The following is a 17,101-nucleotide window of genomic DNA, read 5'->3' as shown; positions in this document are numbered from 1 at the left end:
CGGTGAGCGACGCGCCGACGTCGTTCGCCGAGCTGAGCGAGCTGCTGCGGAGCGATTCCGCGGGCTTCACGCCCTCGCAGCGGACGCTGGCCGAACGCGTGCTGTCCGATCCGGAGGGCATCGCCTTCAAGACGGTCAGCGAGCTGGCCCGCGACGTCGGGGTGAACGAGGCGACGGTGGTCCGCTTCGCCCAACGGTGCGGCCTGTCGGGTTATCCCGCGCTCGTGAAGCTCTGCCGCGAGCACCTGTCCGGTCAGGCGCAGCTGGTGCGCAGGCTCGGATCGCTCGCGGACGCGCCGGACGAGCTGCTCAGCAAGGCCGTCGAGCTGGACAAGCAGAACCTCACCCGCACCCTGGCCAGGGTCGACCCGGACGCGTGGCACCGGGCCGTCGGGGCCCTGGCCGGAGCGCGCCGGGTGCACGTGATGGGGCTGCGCAAGTCGCACTCCGTCGCCTACCTGCTGGCCTACCTGCTGGACCTGGTGCTCGACGACGTCTCCCTGGTGATCCCCGGCCCCGGCACCCTCACGGACCGGTTGCGCCGCCTGGAGTCCAGCGACGTGCTCGTGGCCGTGTCGCTGCACCGCTACGCCGCCGACACCGTCCGCGCCGTGCGCCAGGCGAAGTCCGCGGGAGCCACCACGATCGCCCTCACCGACACCGCGGCGTCCCCCTTGGCCGACCTGGCCGACTCCGTCTTCTTCGCCGACACCGCCGGCGCCGGCCTGCTCCGCTCGGTGACCGCCCTCGTCGGCCTGGCGCAGGCGATGGCCGCCGGAGTCGCCGCACGGCGCGCCGACCAAGCGCCAGAAGCCTTGCGCCGTCAGGAAGAGCTCCTGGTCGCGTTCAACACCTACCACCCCTGACGAGGCCTAGCCGTCCTGCTCCGGCGACTCGGCGAGGCGGCGGTGGCGGAAGTCCCGGGGAGCCTCGCCGTAGCGCGCCTTGAAGGCGGTGGAGAACCACGTCGGCGTGAGGCCGGTGCGCAGCGCGATCTCGCTGATCGCGATCTCCTTCGCGGCGGGGTCGGCGAGCATGTCCCTGGCGGCGCGGAACGCCTCCTCCTGGCGCAGCTCGCGGAAGGTTGTCCCGGCCTGCTGGAGGATGGACCGCACCTGGCGCGGTGACCAGCCGAGGGCCTGCGCCACGGCGGGCAGCCGCACATCGCCGTAGCCGACGTTCTCCCGGACGTAGCGCCGGACGGCCTCGGCGGTCTCGGCGAGGTGGCTGGGCTGCGCGGGCGTGTCGCCGGTGGCCAGCATGCACAGCAGCTCGCAGATCCGGTCGCAGACGGCGTTGAACTCCTGCTCGGAGACGCGCCCGCGCTCCGCGTGCAGGCTGCGGATCATGTCCTGGGTGATCCGGCCGAGGCCGGTGCGCACGTCGAGCAGCAGCCGCACCCGTCCCGGCGGCTTCACGCGGAGGTCGATCTCGCTCTTCGGCACCCGGAGCGCGTACGCCTGCGACACCGGCACGTGCATGTGGAACGGCTCGTCGAGCCCGTTGACGGACGCGAACCCGGGCGGCACGCGAGTCGGATTGTCGTCGTGCCACATGGAGTACACGCCCTGCTGCGGCACGACGACCCAGTAGTGGTCCTCGTCGGGGACGCGGCGGACGTGTGCGGGCGTGCGGTACGCCATCCGCTCGTTGCCCTGGTCCCAGTGCAGCACGCTGTAGGAGTCGGTCTCCTGCGCGGTGAGCGTCGCGTACCAGTCCCCGTGCGTGCGGAAGCGGTGGTCCATCGGAGCGATGCTGTTGCTCAGCTCCGTCCAGTCCTCGGCGTCGTCGACGATCCAGTCGTGGAACCGCATGCTCCCAGACTGCACCCATCTGAGCAGCGAATTGCGGTTTTGTACCCCCATAGTTACGGGTTGCGGCGGGGAATCAGGCAAACCCTGGCAGCGGGACCGCTCCGGCACGAGGCTCCTCACCTGTCGTACTCAGGCTTCGGAGCCCGAAACCCGATCGCTGCCCCGCCGGAGGCCCCCCGTGATGCCCCACCCGGTCCCCTTCCCCACCGCCGACGAGACCGTGCCCGGCGCCTTGGCGCGGCTGCGCGGGATCGCCCCCGTGGTGCCGGTGGAGCTGCCGGGGGGAGTGGTGGTCTGGGCGGTGCTGACCCACGAGGCGGTCAAGGAGGTCCTCGGCAACGAGAACAAGACCTTCGGCAAGGACAAGAAGCACTGGCCGGCGCTGCACGACGGGACGATCGCCGAGGACTGGCCGATGCGCGCGCTCATCCAGGGCAACCACATCAACAACGTCGACGGCGCCGACCACCGCAGGCTCCGGGACTACTTCGGCAGCGCGTTCTCCCCGCGCATGATCGCCGAGCTGGAGCCTCGGGTCCGCGGCATCGTCAAGGAACTGCTGGACTGCGTCGCCGAGGGCGACAACGAGGTCGACCTCGTTGCGCTGTTCACCGACCAGGTGCCGATGCAGGTGATCTGCGAGCTGTACGGCGTTGCCGAGGACGAGCGCCCCGCCCTGAGCAGGCACGCCATGACGGTGCTCTCCTACGCCAGCGCCCCGGAAGCCGTCCGCAGCGCGCACCTGCGCCTGCTGGCGTTGCTCGACCGGCTGGTCGACCAGAAGCGGAAGGAGCCGGGCGACGACCTCACCAGCGCCCTCGTCCACGCACGCAGGGGCGACGACCGGCTGTCCCAGACCGAACTGGTCGACCTGCTCCGGCTGACCCTGCTGGCGGGCCACGAGACCACCGCGCACCTGCTCGCCAACTCGATCATCAGCTTGTGCACCCACCGGGACCAGCTGGAGCTGGCCGTGAAGGACGACCTGTGGCCGAGGGTGGTCGAGGAGAGCCTGCGGGTGGACTCCCCGGTGCAGGCGAGCCCGTTCCGCTTCTCGCTCAAGGACACCACCGTCTGCGGCGTCGAGATCCCCGCGGGCGAGGCTCTGCTGATCTGCTTCGGCAGCGCGGGAACCGACCCGAACCAGTACGGGCCCACCGCGGACCAGTTCGACATCACCAGGCCGCAGCGCCCGCACCTCTCCTTCGCCTACGGCCCGCACTTCTGCGCCGGTGCGCCACTGGCCCGGCTCGAAGGCCGGATCGCGTTGGCGGAGTTGTTCGGCCGGTTCCCGGAAATGGAGCTCGCCGTTGCCGTCGAGGACATCCCGTACCGGCCGAACTTCGTCACCTATGGCCCCGCCGCGGTGCAGGTCCGGCTGAACCGGGACTAGGCGCGCTTGGGCCAGATCGCCGCGAAGTTGTCGGAGTAGGCCTTCGAGACCTCCGGGCGCTCCACGCGGATCAGGGTCTCGTCGTGCGTGCGCAACGCGGGACCGGTCAGGTTGTGCGACCCGGTGAACACCAACTGCCGCTTGGCGGCGTCGTTGTAGTGCGACTTCACCACGATGTACTTCGAGTGCAGGTTCGGCAGCTGGCGGACCGTGATGTTCGTCTGGCCCTTGAGGGCGTCGCTCACGTACTGGCTCAGGTTCTCCCCGATCAGCACGCGAACCTTGCAGCCGAGTTTGCCGACGCGGATCAGTTCGTCGATCACCGGCTTGCGCGGCCCGGTGAACTGCGCGTGCGCGACGTCCACGGTGCAGCCCGACTCGAACTTCACGTACTTCAGCACCTGGGCGACGGTGTCGGTGGCGTGCTCGGCGGAGGTCCCGCCCGAGGAGTCCGCCCGCGGTGACAGGTAGGCGCGAACCTGCGCGGTGTCGGAGCGGAAGTACTTGTTGTAGTCCGCCGTGCGCTTCTGGTTCAGCATCGTGTCGAGGTGCTGGTCGAAGAAGTCGTAGAGGGGCTTGTCGCCGTGCACGACGACCGCGTTGTTGAACTGGCTGTTCTGCGAGTTGGTCAGGTTGAAGGAGGCCACCCACACCGCGTTCGTCATGTTCTTCGTCTTGGAGAACATGAACACCTTGTTGTGGTTGATCGCGCCGGTCCGGTTGCTGATGCACGAGGAGTAGCTCGCGTTCCCGCAGAACACCAGCCGGGTCAGCCCGGCACCCTTGAGGATCTTGATGGCCTCGTTGTCCGGCTTCAGGTTGGCGCCACCGGAGCCCTCCCGGTCGACCGCCAGGTAGACCTTCACCCCGCGCGCCTGCGCGTTCTTCAGCGCCGTCGCGACCGGGGTCCTGGTCCAGGTGAACATCTCACCGTGGATCTCCGAGCCCGCGGGCGCACCGTCGACGAGGCTGACCAGGTCGCTCTCGATGCGGTAGTCGGGCGTGCTCGCGGTCGGGTTGTTGAAGACGGTGTACGCGCCCGGGGCGGCTGCCACCGCCGCCTGCGCCGGAACGGCCCCCAGGCCGACTGTCGCGGCGAAGAGCAGGGTGACGACTCGGCGCCACCCCACTCCACCTGCGGAAATTTGTGCACCCATGAAGCGAAAGTAGGTGTGGCAGAGATGTGAGCCACACTCACTTCAGGTCCTTGGATGCGAATTGCTCTCAGTGGCCGATTCGCTCGCGCAGCGCCTCGTCCTTGTCCAGGACGAGGCGCTCCAGGTCCGCCTGGAACCGGGCCATTCGGCCCCGCAGACCGACCGCCAGCTCGTCCGTCCCGGCCGCGAGCGTGCGCACCGCGAGCAGCCCCGCGTTGCGCGCACCGCCGACCGAGACCGTGGCGACCGGGACCCCTGCGGGCATCTGCACGATCGACAGCAGCGAGTCCATGCCGTCCAGGTACTTCAGCGGCACCGGCACACCGATCACCGGCAGCACCGTCGCGGAGGCGACCATCCCCGGCAGGTGCGCCGCGCCGCCCGCGCCCGCGATGATCACCCGCAGGCCCCGGTCCGCCGCGGTCGCGGCGTAATCGAGCATCCGCTGCGGCGTGCGGTGGGCGGAGACGACGCTCACCTCGTGCGGCACGTCGAACTCGGCCAGCGCGTCGGCGGCGGCCTGCATCACCGGCCAGTCCGAGTCGCTGCCCATGATCACGCCGACGAGCGGGGTGCCTGCCATCTATCTGCCTCCGTGGATGTCTGCGCCGTGGATGTCGTAGCCGTCCGGCCACTCGGCGTGCGAGAGCCAGTGCGCGGCCAGTCCAGCCCTGCGCCGGACCTCCGCGAGATCGGTGCCGAGCACGGTCACGTGCCCGACCTTGCGCCCCGGGCGCTCGGCCTTGCCGTAGAGGTGCACGTGCGCGTCGGGGAAGCGGGCGTACAGGTGGTGCAGCCGCTCGTCCACGGTCATGCCCGGAAGGTCGGGCGCCCCAAGGACATTGGCCATCACCACGACCGGAGCGACGGTGTCGGTCACGCCGAGCGGGTAGTCCAGCACCGCGCGCACGTGCTGCTCGAACTGCGAGGTCCGCGAGCCCTCGATGGTCCAGTGGCCGGAGTTGTGCGGACGCATCGCCAGCTCGTTGACCACGACACCGTCCGCGGTCTCGAACAGCTCGACCGCGAGCACGCCGACGACGCCGAGTTCGTCGGCCACGCGCAGCGCCAGCTCCTGTGCGGCGTGCGCGGACTCCTCGGACAGGTCGGGCGCGGGCGCCAGCACCTCGACGCAGATGCCTTCGCGCTGCACGGTCTCCACGACCGGCCACGCGCCGCCCTGGCCGAACGGCGAGCGGGCGACGAGCGCGGCCAGCTCCCGGCGCATCGGCACGCACTGTTCGACCATGAGCGGAGTGCCGGCGGCGAGCAGCTCGGGAATCACTCGTTCGGCGCTGCTGGGCGTGTTCAGCATCCACACGCCCTTGCCGTCGTAGCCGCCGCGGATCGCCTTCAGCACGCACGGCCAGCCGTGTTCGCCGCCGAACCGCAGCGCGTCGGCGACCTCGGCGACCGGGGCGAACGGCGGCACCGGCAGGCCCAGCTCGGCGAGCTTGGTCCGCATGACGAGCTTGTCCTGCGCGTGCAGCAGCGCCCCCGGCCCGGGGTGCACCTTGACCCCCTCGTCGGCCAGCACGCGGAGGTGTTCGCCGGGAACGTGCTCGTGGTCGAAGGTGAGCACGTCGCAGGACTTGGCGAAGGCGCGCAGTGCGTCCAGGTCGGTGTGCTTGCCGAGGGTGACCGACGGCGCGACCAGCGCGGCCGGGTCATCCGGTGAGACGGCGAGCACGTGCAGTGACTGGCCGAGGGCGATGGCGGCCTGGTGGGTCATTCTGGCCAGTTGGCCGCCGCCAACCATGCCGACGACGGGGGTGCCGGTGCGGGAGTCCACGGTGCGATGACATTACTGGATAGCCACTGGTCAGCCCGCATCACAGGGGCGCGGTCAGCAGCGCGCGAGGTGGGTGATCAGGTCACCGGCGGCCTCCGGGGTCGCGGGCAGCCGCTCCAGCCAGACCCGCACGGGCCCGGCGTCGTCGAGGTCAGGGTCCACCGCCAGGCGCCGCTTGACCAGCCACGCCGTCGCGGCGATGCGCTTGCGCAACCGCTCGTCGCGGCGGACCAGCACGGCCGCGACCGAGGGGCCGACCGCGGCCAGGGTCTCCCCGGAGTCGAAGACCAGGCGGACCACCTCGGCGATGAGCACCATCACCACCAGCCGGGACCAGCCCGTCGCCTTCGAGAGGTCGGGCGCGACGAGGACCAGGCAGAACTCGTCCCCGCAGCGCTGTTCGCGCGAGCGCGTCTCGCGGTAGACCTCGCGCAGCCGGGTCCGCAGGTAGGCGGTGGTGGCGAGGCCGGTCAGCCCGTCCTCGGCCTCCCGCTCGCCGACCTGGTGGGAGAGCACGTCCGCCCACGCCAGCGCGAAGTCGCGGAGCATGTCCACCGGCACGGCGTCCGGGTCGACCGCGGTGGGCACTCCGTCCTGCGCCGGTGGGGTGGTGAACACGGCGTGCAACGCGGCGAGGTCCTGCAGGCTCTCGGCGAGGCCTGCCCCGGTCTGCGCGCGGGCCCTGGCGAGCCGGTTCAGCGCGGGCGCGGTGTCGCCGTGGACCACTAACGCCCGGCACACCTCCTCGACCTCGGCCAGCGCCCAGTCGCTCGGGAAGGGCCAGCCGGACGCGAGACTCGCCTCCCGCCAGCGTGTACGGAGCGTGCGTATCGCGCCGTCATCACGCTCACGGCCCACCCGTGGCGTGAATTCGCGCGTACCCACCGTCGCATCCCTTTCCGACCTCGATCGCTGTCGACCTCTACGACGCAGCTCTGGAGAACACGTGACGCCGTTCGGCGTGACGTTTCCCGTGTCGCTCCGTCACACTGAGCGAGCACAACGGACGACCGGGGGCCATCAGACCGGTCGCCCCAACGAGAGGGCAAGAGTGGCGAGCGCGCAGGGGGACACACCGGGCCGCGGTGACGCTGAGCTGATCACCGACGTCCGCAACGGGTCGACCGAGGCATACGGGCAGCTCTACGAGCGACATGTGGCGGCTGCTTACAACCTCGCGCGCCAGCTCGCGCGCTCGAACGCGGAAGCGGACGACCTGGTCTCCGAGGCATTTGCCAAGGTCCTCGACACGCTTCGGGCAGGTCGCGGACCCGACGCGGCGTTCCGCGCTTACTTGCTGACCGCCCTCAGGCACACCGCCTACGACAAGACCCGCAGGGACCGGAAGGTCGAGTTCTCCGACGACATCTCCGGTGTCGCCGACGCCGCCGCCGCGGTCGTGCCGTTCACCGACACCGCGGTCGCCGGGCTGGACCGCTCGCTGGCGGCCAAGGCATTCGCCAGGCTGCCGGAGCGGTGGCAGGCCGTGCTCTGGCATACCGAGATCGAGGGACAGTCCCCCGCCGAGGTCGCCCCCATCCTGGGGCTCACCCCGAACGGCGTCTCGGCGCTGGCCTACCGCGCCCGCGAGGGCCTGCGCCAGGCGTACCTCCAGGTGCACGTCGGCGCCGGGACCGAGGAGCACTGCCGCGCCACGATCGAACGGCTGGGCGCCTGGACCAGGGACGGACTGTCCCGCAGGGAGACCGCCCAGGTCGAGGCGCACCTCGACAGCTGCGACCGCTGCCGCGTCCTCGCCGCCGAACTCGGCGAGGTCAACGGCGCGCTGCGGCTGGTCATCGCCCCGCTCGTGCTCGGCGGCGCGGTCACCGCGTACCTCGCCGCCGCGGGCGCGGGCTCGGCCAAGGCCGCCGCGGCCGGGCTGGCCGCGGCCGGTGCCGCCGCCGGGGCCGGAGCGGGCAGCGGTGGCGGTGTGGGCGGCGCCGCGAGCGCGCTGCCCCGGCAGGTCGTCGGCAGCGCGGTCTCCGCGGTCGCGCTCGGCGCCGCCATCGCGGTCGGGATGACCGCGGACCAGGGTCAGGAGCCGCCGAAGATCGCCGCGCAGCAGACCACGCGACAGGTGGTGCCACCGCCGCCCGAGCCCGAACCGCCGCAACCCCCGTCGCCCCCGCCCGCGCAGCCGACCCCGCCTCCGCCACCCCCGCCGACAACCCCGCCGCCGACGACCCCGCCGCCCGTGCCGCCTCCGCCGCCGGAGCCGCAGCCCGCCCGGCTGGTGCCCTCGGTGTCCGCGCCGCAGGGACCGCTGGTGCCCGGTGGGCCGCCGCAGGAGATGGGCATCACCGTGGCCAACAACGGGGAGAAGCCCTCCGACCCGGTCACGGTGAAGCTGAACCTGCCGCCCGGCGTCACGGTCGGCAAACCCGCGCCGCGGTTCGCGCCGATGGGATCGCGCGCGATCATCGAGTGCGCCAGTGCGACGTGCACCAGCCCCGGCGGCATCGCGCCGGGTGACTCCGCGACGTTCCGGTTCAAGCTCTACGCGGCGCCGGACGCCAAACCCGGCACGATCACCGGGACGATCAACGCCGGCGCGCTGCCGAACGTCAGCATCCCGACCGTGCCGGTCGAGGTGAAGCCCGTCGACGCGATCGACCTGTCGGCCCGGGTGCGCTACATCGGCCGCTGGCCCGCGCGGCTGGACATCGTCGCGACCAACCGCGGCTCGCAGCGCGGGAAGATGCACGTCGAGATCGTCGTCCCGAAGGGCTTCGTCGGCATCGGCTGGCCCGCCCCGTGCACCGGTCAGGGCACCACGCTGCACTGCGAGAAGGTGGTGAACCCGGGCAGCCAGTACACGGTGCAGCTGTGGCTGCTCTCGGTCGGCGCGGACAAGGGCACGGTGCAGCTGCGCGCCAGGCTCGGCTCCGCGACCAAGTCGCTGGCGGTCCCCGTCGACCTGCCCGAGCACGAGGTCGGCATCCCCGGGCTGAGCCCGAACATCAACAGCGTGCCCCCGGTCCCCGGTGGTCTCCGCGTCCCCGGCGACCCGGCCCCGTCCCCCGCGCCTCACCCCACCACGACGCCGTCCTCGACCAGCCCGCCCCGCACCACCCCGACCACGCCCACCACCACCTCCGGCGGCTGAGCCCCGGCCTTACTCACCGAATGGGTCATTCGGTGCGTTCACCGTCCCGAACGACTCATTCAGTGCGTGAACGACAGCGGGTCAGCGGACGCCGAGTTCGCGGGCGATGACCATGCGCTGCACCTCACTGGTGCCCTCGCCGATCTCGAGGATCTTGGCGTCGCGCCAGTGCCGGGCCACCGGGTACTCGTCCATGAACCCGTAGCCGCCGAAGATCTGCGTGGCGTCGCGGGCGTTGTCCACGGCGATGGTCGACGCGTAGAGCTTGGCGATGGCCGCCTGCTTCTTGAACGGCTGACCGGCCACGAGCCGCGCCGCCGCGTCGTACCAGGCGAGCCTGGCGACGTGGGTGCGCATCTCCATGTCGGCGATCTTGAACTGGATCGCCTGGTAGTGGCCGATGTTGTGGCCGAAGGCGGTGCGCTCGGCGGCGTAGCGGACGCACTCGTCGAGGCAGCCCTGGGCCAGGCCGACGCTGAGCGCGGCGATGGCCACCCGCCCTTCGTCCAAAGTGGACAGGAACTGGGCGAAGCCCCTGCCGCGCCGGCCGAGCAGGTTCGCCGACGGCACCCGCAGGTCGTCGAAGGACAGCTCACGGGTGTCGGAGGCGCGCCAGCCGACCTTCTGGTACTTCGGCGCCACGGTCAGCCCCGGCGTCCCGGCGGGCACGATGATCGAGGAGATCTCGTCCTCCCCGGTCCGCGCGGCCACGGTGATCATCGAGGTGATGTCGGTGCCCGAGTTGGTGATGAAGCACTTCGAGCCGTTGATCACCCACTCGTCGCCGTCCAGCCGCGCGGTGCTGCGCAGCGCGGCAGCGTCCGAACCGCTGCCGGGCTCGGTGAGGCCGAACGCGGCGAGCCTGCGCCCGGCGACCAGGTCCGGCAGCCACTGCTGCTTCTGCTCCTCGGTGCCGAAGCGGTAGACCGGCATCGCGCCCAGCGACACCCCGGCCTCCAGCGTGATGGCCACCGACGAGTCGGCGCGGGCCAGCTCCTCCAGCGCCAGGCAGAGCGCGAAGTAGTCGCCGCCCATGCCCCCGTACTCCTCCGGGAAGGGCAGGCCGAACAGGCCCATCTCGCCCATCTGGCGGACGACGTCGTAAGGGAAGGTCCCAGCGACATCGCTGGCGTGCGCTTGTGGCGCCACCACGGTGCTGGCGAAATCCGCGACGGTCTTGCGGAAGTCCTCCTGCTCGGCATCGAGCCGGTAGTCAGGCATGTGACACCCCTTGCTGAATAGTTGGCTCAAGTGTCACATCCACGCCTCGACGGCGCCAGATCCCCCTCGGACGAGGGGCGCGTCCGGATGGGTGAACGCCGCTCCGTAGACTGCGCCGGTGGCCGCACTGGATGCCGTACTCGTCCGCCTGCCCCAGCCGTACCGCGACCTGGTCGTCAGGCACCAGGAACTGCTGAAGTTCGCGGTCGTCGGCTCGATCACCTTCATCGTGAACACCGTCGTGTTCTACGGGCTGAAGTGGACGATCCTGGAGCCCAAGCCGGTCAGCGCCCTCGCCGTCGCGGTGATCGTGGCCACGATCGTGGGCTACGTGCTCAACCGCGAGTGGTCCTTCCGCACCCGGGGCGGCCGCGAGCGGCACCACGAAGCCGCGCTGTACTTCCTGATCAGCGGCGTCGGCGTGCTGATCAACTCGGCCCCGCTCTACGCCTCCCGGTACTGGCTGATGCTGGAGGAACCGCACGTCAGCGCCCTGACCCAGGAGGTGGCCGACTTCGCCAGCGGCATGCTTCTGGGCACCGTGCTCGCCATGGTCTTCCGCTGGTGGGCGTTCCGGAAGTACGTTTTCCCGGACGAGGGCGCCAGGGTGGTCGAGGACGCCGAGCAGCTGCTCAAGGAGACGGCGCGGTCCCGCTCGGCATCCGAGTGAATTCCGCGTACGTAGACTCGCGCGGGTGTCCCTGATCCACACGGTCGTAGGCAAGTTCCCCAAGCCCGTGCGCGAGCTGATGCTCAAGCACCGTGAGCTGCTCAAGTTCGGGTTCGTCGGCGGAACGACCTTCGTCATCGACACGGCCATCTTCTACGGCCTGAAGCTGACGATCCTGCACGACCGCCCGGTCACCTCGAAGGTGATCGCGGTGCTGGTCGCGACGATCGTGTCCTACGTGCTCAACCGCGAGTGGTCCTTCCGCCAGCGCGGCGGCCGGGAGCGGCGGCACGAGGCCGCGCTGTACTTCCTGGTCAGCGGGATCGGCGTGGGCATCTACGCGTTCCCTCTGTTCTTCTCCCGCTACGTGCTGGACCTGCGCTTCCCCGACGTCTCGGTCACCTACCAGGAGCTGGGCGACTTCTTCATCGGCCAGATCGGCGGCGTGCTGGTCGGCATGGTGTTCCGCTGGTGGGCGTTCCGGAAGTTCGTCTTCCCGGAGGAGAACGCGCGCCCGCGCACCCAGTCCGGCTCGATCGGCCGCAGCGGCGACTCCGAGAACGACCTCGAAGAGGAGTTCGGCCACTCCTAGCGCGGCGTCTCCGCGGGCCAGGGCAGTCCGACGAGGTCGTCCGCGCGCGGAACCGGCAGGAAGATCACGAAGGTGGCGCGCCGGGTCGAGGACAGCTCCAGCCGCCCGCCGTCGGCCTCCACCAGGGCGCGGGCCAGCGCCAGGCCGACGCCGGTCGAGCCGGAGCCGGAGACCCCGCGCTCGAAGACGTGCGCGACCAGCTCGTCCGGTACGCCCGCCCCGCCGTCGCTGATCTCCACGGTGACCATGCCGTCCCCGTGCCTGGCCGAGATCGTCACCGTGCCGTCGCCGTGCCTGCTCGCGTTGTCCAGCAGCACGCCGACCGCCTCGCGCAGGCGGGACGGGGTGGCCCTGGCCAGCAGCCCGGAGGTGACCCGGATGCGCAGCGCCCTGCCGTCCTTGCGCAGCGGTTCGCGCCACTCCGCGGCGATCGCGGGCAGCTCGACGGCGAGGTCCACCGGTTCCGCGCCCACCGAACGGGCCCGGTGCGCCGCGGCGAGCAGCTCCTCCAGGACCGTGACCAGGTGGTCGACCTGCTCCAGCGCCGCGGCGGCCTCGCTGGCGGTGGCCTCCTCGGGGTGCATGGCCAGGCCCTCCAGTCGCAGCCGCATCGCGGTGAGGCGGCTGCGCAACTGGTGGGAGACGTCGCCGATCAGCTCGCGCTCCCGCTGCATCAGCTCGGCGAGCGCGGTGGCCGAGGTGTCCAGCGCCTCGGCGAGCCGGTCCAGTTCGGGCACCTCGTAGCGGCGGCGGTCCGGCCGGAAGTCGCCCGCGCCCAGCCGGGCCGCGCGGTTGGCCACGTGCCGCAGCGGATCGGCGAGGCGCCGCGCGGTCACCGTGGCCACCGCGGTCCCGATGCCCATGGACACCACGACCAGCAGCATCACCAGCCCGGCCATCTCCAGCTGGTCGCGGCGCAGGTTCGCGTCGGGGATGGTGAGGTAGACCTCGCCCTGGCGCACGATCGGCTGCCGCTCGGTGAGCGTGTCCGTCTCGCCGAGGTCCGGGCCGAGCCGCCGGTCGGCCTCCCCCGGCATCCGCACCAGCAGCTCACCGCCGGGCGGCACCAGCTGCACCTCGTTGAGGTCGATCTTGGTGCCCCTGGCCAGCTGCTCGTCCAGGATCGTGGCGATCTGCCTCGCTCTGGTGGACAGCTCCTTGCGCGTGACGTCCTCGACGACCTGGAGGGCGCTGTAGCCCAGCGGGATGCCCAGCGCGAACCCCGTCACCAGGACGGCGAGCAGGATGGCGCGGAGGATGCGGCGGCGCATGCGCGGTGTCTATCAGGAGCGGCCCAGTGCCCGCGTGAAGACCGCCTCGTCGTACCGGATGAGGTTCTCGACGACCAGGCCGTCGCGCAGGGTCAACCGGTCCATGCCCTGGGTCTCGAAGGGGCCGTCGACGCCGGTGCCGCGGGCGACGTAGTGCAGGAAGACCGCGTCACCGCTGGTCGCGTGCGACAGCAGTTCGAGGCGGAGCGTGGGCATCTCGGTGAGCAGCCGCTGGATGCGCGCCGTGTAGTCGCGCAGCCCGCGGACCGGTTCCGGATCGCCCGGCCAGTGCCCGACGATGTCGTCGGCGAGGACCGTCTCGCCGCCCGTCGCGGCGAGCGGGTCCTTCCAGAAGTCGGCCCAGACCTCGACGGTGAAGTTCTTCTTCTCAGCAGCCATGCCCCGAGCGTCGTGCACGCCGGGAACCGTCGCAATTACCCCGCAGGTAAGGGGAATCAGTCCGCGTTGAAGCGGAAGCCGACCCCGCGCACGGTCGCGATGCGGCGCTCGGCGGTGCCCGCGTGGGCGTCACCGATCTTCCTGCGCAGCCACGAGATGTGCATGTCCAGCGTCTTGCTGCCACGCAGCTCCGGGTCGTTCCACACCTCTTCGAGGATGTCGTCGCGGCTGACCACCTGCCCCGCGCGCTCCATGAGCACCCGCAGCAGCTCGAACTCCTTGTTGGCCAGCTGCACCTCGCGCCCGTCGACCTGAACGCGGCGGGCGGCGAAGTCGATGCGCACGCCGTTGGCCTCCAGGCTGCTGTGCGCGCGGCGGCGCAGCAGCGCCCGGATGCGGGCCATCAGCTCCGCGAGCCGGAACGGCTTGGCCACGTAGTCGTCGGCGCCCGCGTCGAGGCCGACGACGAAGTCCACCTCGTCGACCCGCGCGGTGAGCATCAGCACCGGGATGCCCCGCCCGGCCGCGCGCAGGCGACGGCAGACCTCGAGGCCGTCCAGCCCGGGCAGGCCCAGATCGAGGACCAGCAGGTCGACCCCGCCGTTGACCGCGGCGGCCAGGGCGGCCGGGCCCTCGGAGACCACCTGGACCGAATAGCCCTCCCGGCCGAGCGCGCGGGAGAGGGGTTCAGCGATGGCCGGATCGTCCTCGGCCAGCAGCACGACGCTCACGGTGCCAGCCTAGGCTGCTCCGCGTGGACCTCACGGCTGATCTCGATCTTGCACACCGCCTCGCCGACGCGGCCGACTCGATCACCACGGAACGCTTCCTGGCCAGGGACCTGAGAGTGGACCGCAAGCCCGACCGGACGCCGGTCACCGACGCCGACCTGGCCGTCGAGGACGCGGTCCGCGCCCTGCTCGCCGAGGCGAGGCCCACCGACACCGTCGCGGGCGAGGAGCGCGGCGGCACCGCGGGCGCCGGGCGCGCGTGGGTGCTCGACCCGATCGACGGCACGAAGAACTTCCTCCGCGGTGTACCCGCATGGGCGACGCTGATCGCGCTGGTCGTCGACGGCACGCCGGAGCTGGGCCTGGTCAGCGCGCCCGCGCTGGGCCGCCGGTGGTGGGCGGCGCGGGGCACGGGCGCCTGGACCTCCGACCCGGACGGCTCGCAGCGCCGGATCTCGGTGTCCGGGGTGGACGAGATGGCCGACGCCTACCTGTCCACCACCCACCTCGGCTCGTGGGTGGAACACCACTCGCGCGAGGCGTACCTGCGCCTGGCCGACGCGTGCTGGGAGACCCGCGCCTTCGGCGACTTCTGGCAGCACTGCCTGGTCGCCGAGGGCGCGATCGACCTGGCCGCCGAGGCGATCGTCAACCCCTGGGACGTCGCCTCGGTCCAGGTCCTGGTCGAGGAGGCCGGTGGCCGGTTCTCCGCGCTGGACGGCTCCGCCGACTACACCAGGGGCAGCGTCCTGACCTCGAACGCGCGCCTGCACGACCAGGCCCTGGAGCTGCTCACACGGGAGTGACGCCGTGGCGGCGGCGGGAGAAGTGCCGTTCCTTGCCCGCTGCCGCCCGGTACCGCCGGATCAGCTCGGCGCGCAGGTCCTCCGGCTGGGTGATGGTGTCGATCACCAGCTCGCTGGCCAGCCGCAGGATGTCGATGTCCTGCTCGTACTCGTCGCGCTTGGCCTGGACGAAGGCCGCCCGCTCCGCCTCGTCCTCGATGGCGGCGATCTTGTTGGCGTAGACCGCGTTCACCGCGGCCTCCGCGCCCATCACCGCGATCTTGGCGGTGGGCAGCGCGATCGTGGCGTCCGGCTCGAAGCCCGGCCCGGCCATCGCGTACAGGCCGGCGCCGTAGGCCTTGCGCACCACGACGCACATCTTCGGCACGGTGGCCTCGGAGACGGCGGTGATCATCTTCGCGCCGTGCCGGATGATGCCCTGCTTCTCCACGGCCGTGCCGACCATGAAGCCCGGCACGTCGGAGAGGAACAGCAGCGGCACGTTGAACGCGTCGCAGAGCTGGATGAACCGGCTGGCCTTGTCCGCGGAGTCGACGAAGAGCACGCCGCCCTTGAACATCGAGTTGTTCGCGACGACGCCGACGACGCGGCCGTCCAGCCTGCCGAAGCCGACCGTCAGCTCCCTGGCCCACAGCGCGTGGATCTCGAAGAACGAGCCGTCGTCGAGCAGCGCCTTGATGTAGCGGCGCATGTCGAAGGCCTGCCGCTCGCTCTCCGGGACCAGCTTGCGCAGGTTGCCCTTGCCCGGCCCCACCGGCTCGGCGACCGGGGGTTCGCCCTGCCAGTTCGACGGCAGGTAGGACAGGTAGCCGCGCACCGTCTCCAGTGCCTCGTCCTCGGTCTTGGCCAGGAAGTGGCCGACGCCGGAGGTGGTGCAGTGCACGGCGGCGCCACCCATCTCCTCCAGGGTGGTCTTCTCGCCGGTGACCATCTCGACCATCCGGTCCGAGCCCAGGTACATCGAGGCGTTGCCCTCGACCATGACCACCACGTCGCAGAACGCGGGGATGTAGGCGCCACCGGCCGCGCTCGGCCCGAACAGCGCGCAGACCTGCGGGATCGAGCCGGAGGCGCGGACCTGGTTGTGGAAGATCTTGCCAGCGCCGCGGCGGCCGGGGAACAGCTCGACCTGGTCGGTGATCCGCGCGCCCGCGGAGTCGACGAGGTAGACCATGGGCACGCCGGTGGCGTAGGCGGTCTCGATGATCCGGATGATCTTCTCGACCGTGCGGGCGCCCCAGGAGCCCGCCTTGACCGTGGAGTCGTTGGCCATCAGGCACACCGGGCGACCGTCGATGGTCGCGGTCCCGGTGATCACGCCGTCCGCGGGCAGGCCCTCGGCCAGCGCGTTCGCGTACAGCCCGTCCTCGACGAAGCTGCCCTCGTCGACCAGGCGCTGGACCCGCTCACGGGCGAACAGCTTGCCCTTGGCCGCGTTCGCCTTGTGGTACTTCTCGGCTCCGCCAGCGGTGACGCGGTCGTGCACCTCGCCGAGGTGGTCGGCAGGCAGATCGACAGCTTCGACGGTGTCCATGCTCGACCCCGCAAGCGGGCCTTCGGTGGTCTGACTCACACCTCGCAGATTAACGGCCCGCCCCGACCGGCTGCGTATGACACCCCTCACGATCTGACGCGAAAAGGTGTAACACTGGCGGCCATGGCATCGTTTGCGTACGAGGACCTGACTCCCGGCACGGTCATCGACCTCGGCGAGGTCGTCGTGGACAAGACGGAGATGCTCGAGTTCAACGAGCGCTTCGACCCGCAGCCGTTCCACCTCGACGAGGAGGCGGGCCGCGACTCCGTGCTCGGCGGGCTCTGCGCGTCCGGCTGGTTCACCGCGTCGCTGTGGATGCGCCAGTACGTCGACCGCGTGCTGGCCGGCTCCACCTCGCAGGGCTCGCCCGGCGGCAGGGACCTCTCGTGGCGCGCCCCGGTCTACCCCGGTGACGTCCTGCGGTGCCGGATCGAAGTGGTCTCCGCGCGCCTGTCCAGGACCCGCCCGAACCTCGGACTGGTGGAGATCACCGGCACCGCGAACCGGGGCGAGGAATGCGTCATGAGCTTCACGTTCACCGGCATGTTCGGCACCCGCGACTGAGCTACGCACGGGTACGACCGAAAGGGCGGAGCGGACGATTGTCGT

General features: G+C 71.2%; 17 protein-coding genes. 7 read left to right on the top strand and 10 right to left on the bottom strand.

Annotated features, from left to right (window positions below; all coding sequences use genetic code 11):
• Positions 1-2 precede the first annotated feature (2 nt).
• A complete protein-coding gene (locus BLT28_RS32510) occupies positions 3-866 on the top strand; it encodes a MurR/RpiR family transcriptional regulator (RefSeq protein ID WP_043810074.1) in 864 nt (287 codons plus the stop codon).
• 6 nt (positions 867-872) lie between these two features.
• On the opposite strand, the gene BLT28_RS40570 is transcribed toward BLT28_RS32510, so the two are convergent.
• On the bottom strand, positions 873-1,814 hold the full coding sequence (locus BLT28_RS40570) for a helix-turn-helix transcriptional regulator (RefSeq protein WP_052406766.1): 942 nt from the start codon (positions 1,812-1,814) through the stop codon (positions 873-875).
• 181 nt (positions 1,815-1,995) lie between these two features.
• Here BLT28_RS40570 and BLT28_RS32495 point away from each other — a divergent pair, with 181 nt between their 5' ends.
• Positions 1,996-3,207: a cytochrome P450 family protein gene (locus BLT28_RS32495; RefSeq protein ID WP_156050417.1), complete on the top strand. Its 1,212-nt coding sequence runs from the start codon at positions 1,996-1,998 to the stop codon at positions 3,205-3,207.
• Here the strand turns inward: BLT28_RS32495 and BLT28_RS32490 are convergent.
• The 4 genes from BLT28_RS32490 to BLT28_RS32475 form a co-directional block, all read right to left on the bottom strand.
• Positions 3,204-4,364 (bottom strand): phospholipase D-like domain-containing protein, encoded by a 1,161-nt coding sequence (locus BLT28_RS32490; protein ID WP_030426854.1) that lies wholly within the window; start codon positions 4,362-4,364, stop codon positions 3,204-3,206. The two genes, BLT28_RS32495 and BLT28_RS32490, sit on opposite strands and share 4 nt — an antisense overlap.
• A gap of 67 nt (positions 4,365-4,431) precedes the next feature.
• Positions 4,432-4,947, bottom strand: a complete 516-nt coding sequence (gene purE / locus BLT28_RS32485) for a 5-(carboxyamino)imidazole ribonucleotide mutase (RefSeq protein WP_030426855.1) — start codon at positions 4,945-4,947, stop codon at positions 4,432-4,434.
• Positions 4,948-6,156, bottom strand: coding sequence for a 5-(carboxyamino)imidazole ribonucleotide synthase (locus BLT28_RS32480; RefSeq protein WP_030426856.1), 1,209 nt, complete (start codon positions 6,154-6,156; stop codon positions 4,948-4,950). It abuts the gene before it with no gap.
• 54 nt (positions 6,157-6,210) lie between these two features.
• A complete protein-coding gene (locus BLT28_RS32475) occupies positions 6,211-7,041 on the bottom strand; it encodes a hypothetical protein (RefSeq protein WP_030426857.1) in 831 nt (276 codons plus the stop codon).
• A gap of 166 nt (positions 7,042-7,207) precedes the next feature.
• Between BLT28_RS32475 and BLT28_RS32470 the strand changes: the two genes are divergently transcribed.
• Positions 7,208-9,265, top strand: a complete 2,058-nt coding sequence (locus tag BLT28_RS32470; protein ID WP_052406768.1) for a sigma-70 family RNA polymerase sigma factor — start codon at positions 7,208-7,210, stop codon at positions 9,263-9,265.
• Between the two features lie 81 nt (positions 9,266-9,346).
• Here the strand turns inward: BLT28_RS32470 and BLT28_RS32465 are convergent, their stop codons facing one another.
• Complete coding sequence (locus tag BLT28_RS32465) at positions 9,347-10,486, bottom strand: acyl-CoA dehydrogenase family protein (protein WP_030426859.1); 1,140 nt, start codon at positions 10,484-10,486, stop codon at positions 9,347-9,349.
• A 118-nt stretch (positions 10,487-10,604) separates the two neighbouring features.
• Here BLT28_RS32465 and BLT28_RS32460 point away from each other — a divergent pair, with 118 nt between their 5' ends.
• Positions 10,605-11,156 carry a GtrA family protein gene (locus tag BLT28_RS32460; RefSeq protein ID WP_052406769.1) on the top strand — a complete coding sequence of 184 codons (552 nt, stop codon included), beginning with the start codon at positions 10,605-10,607 and terminating at the stop codon, positions 11,154-11,156.
• Positions 11,157-11,190: 34 nt separating this feature from the next.
• Positions 11,191-11,748 (top strand): GtrA family protein, encoded by a 558-nt coding sequence (locus BLT28_RS32455; RefSeq protein ID WP_407638832.1) that lies wholly within the window; start codon positions 11,191-11,193, stop codon positions 11,746-11,748.
• Here the strand turns inward: BLT28_RS32455 and BLT28_RS32450 are convergent.
• Genes BLT28_RS32450 through BLT28_RS32440 form a run of 3 tightly spaced genes read right to left on the bottom strand, consistent with a single transcriptional unit; the run spans position 11,745 to position 14,149 of the window.
• Complete coding sequence (locus BLT28_RS32450) at positions 11,745-13,019, bottom strand: ATP-binding protein (protein ID WP_030426862.1); 1,275 nt, start codon at positions 13,017-13,019, stop codon at positions 11,745-11,747. The two genes, BLT28_RS32455 and BLT28_RS32450, sit on opposite strands and share 4 nt — an antisense overlap.
• 12 nt (positions 13,020-13,031) lie before the next feature.
• Positions 13,032-13,418, bottom strand: coding sequence for a nuclear transport factor 2 family protein (locus tag BLT28_RS32445; RefSeq protein WP_043810076.1), 387 nt, complete (start codon positions 13,416-13,418; stop codon positions 13,032-13,034).
• 56 nt (positions 13,419-13,474) lie between these two features.
• Entirely contained in the window at positions 13,475-14,149 is a 675-nt protein-coding gene (locus BLT28_RS32440; protein ID WP_030426864.1) for a response regulator transcription factor, read from the bottom strand.
• Between the two features lie 23 nt (positions 14,150-14,172).
• Here BLT28_RS32440 and hisN point away from each other — a divergent pair, with 23 nt between their 5' ends.
• Positions 14,173-14,955, top strand: coding sequence for a histidinol-phosphatase (gene hisN / locus BLT28_RS32435; protein ID WP_156050419.1), 783 nt, complete (start codon positions 14,173-14,175; stop codon positions 14,953-14,955).
• On the opposite strand, the gene BLT28_RS32430 is transcribed toward hisN, so the two are convergent.
• Entirely contained in the window at positions 14,942-16,528 is a 1,587-nt protein-coding gene (locus tag BLT28_RS32430) for an acyl-CoA carboxylase subunit beta (protein WP_231950500.1), read from the bottom strand. The genes hisN and BLT28_RS32430 overlap by 14 nt on opposite strands.
• 84 nt (positions 16,529-16,612) lie before the next feature.
• Here BLT28_RS32430 and BLT28_RS32425 point away from each other — a divergent pair, with 84 nt between their 5' ends.
• Entirely contained in the window at positions 16,613-17,056 is a 444-nt protein-coding gene (locus BLT28_RS32425; protein ID WP_030426867.1) for a MaoC family dehydratase, read from the top strand.
• The last annotated feature ends 45 nt before the right edge of the window (positions 17,057-17,101 follow it).

It is taken from the genome of Allokutzneria albata (assembly GCF_900103775.1).
Lineage (GTDB): Bacteria > Actinomycetota > Actinomycetes > Mycobacteriales > Pseudonocardiaceae > Allokutzneria > Allokutzneria albata.
This window is presented reverse-complemented; position numbering and strand designations above follow the sequence as displayed.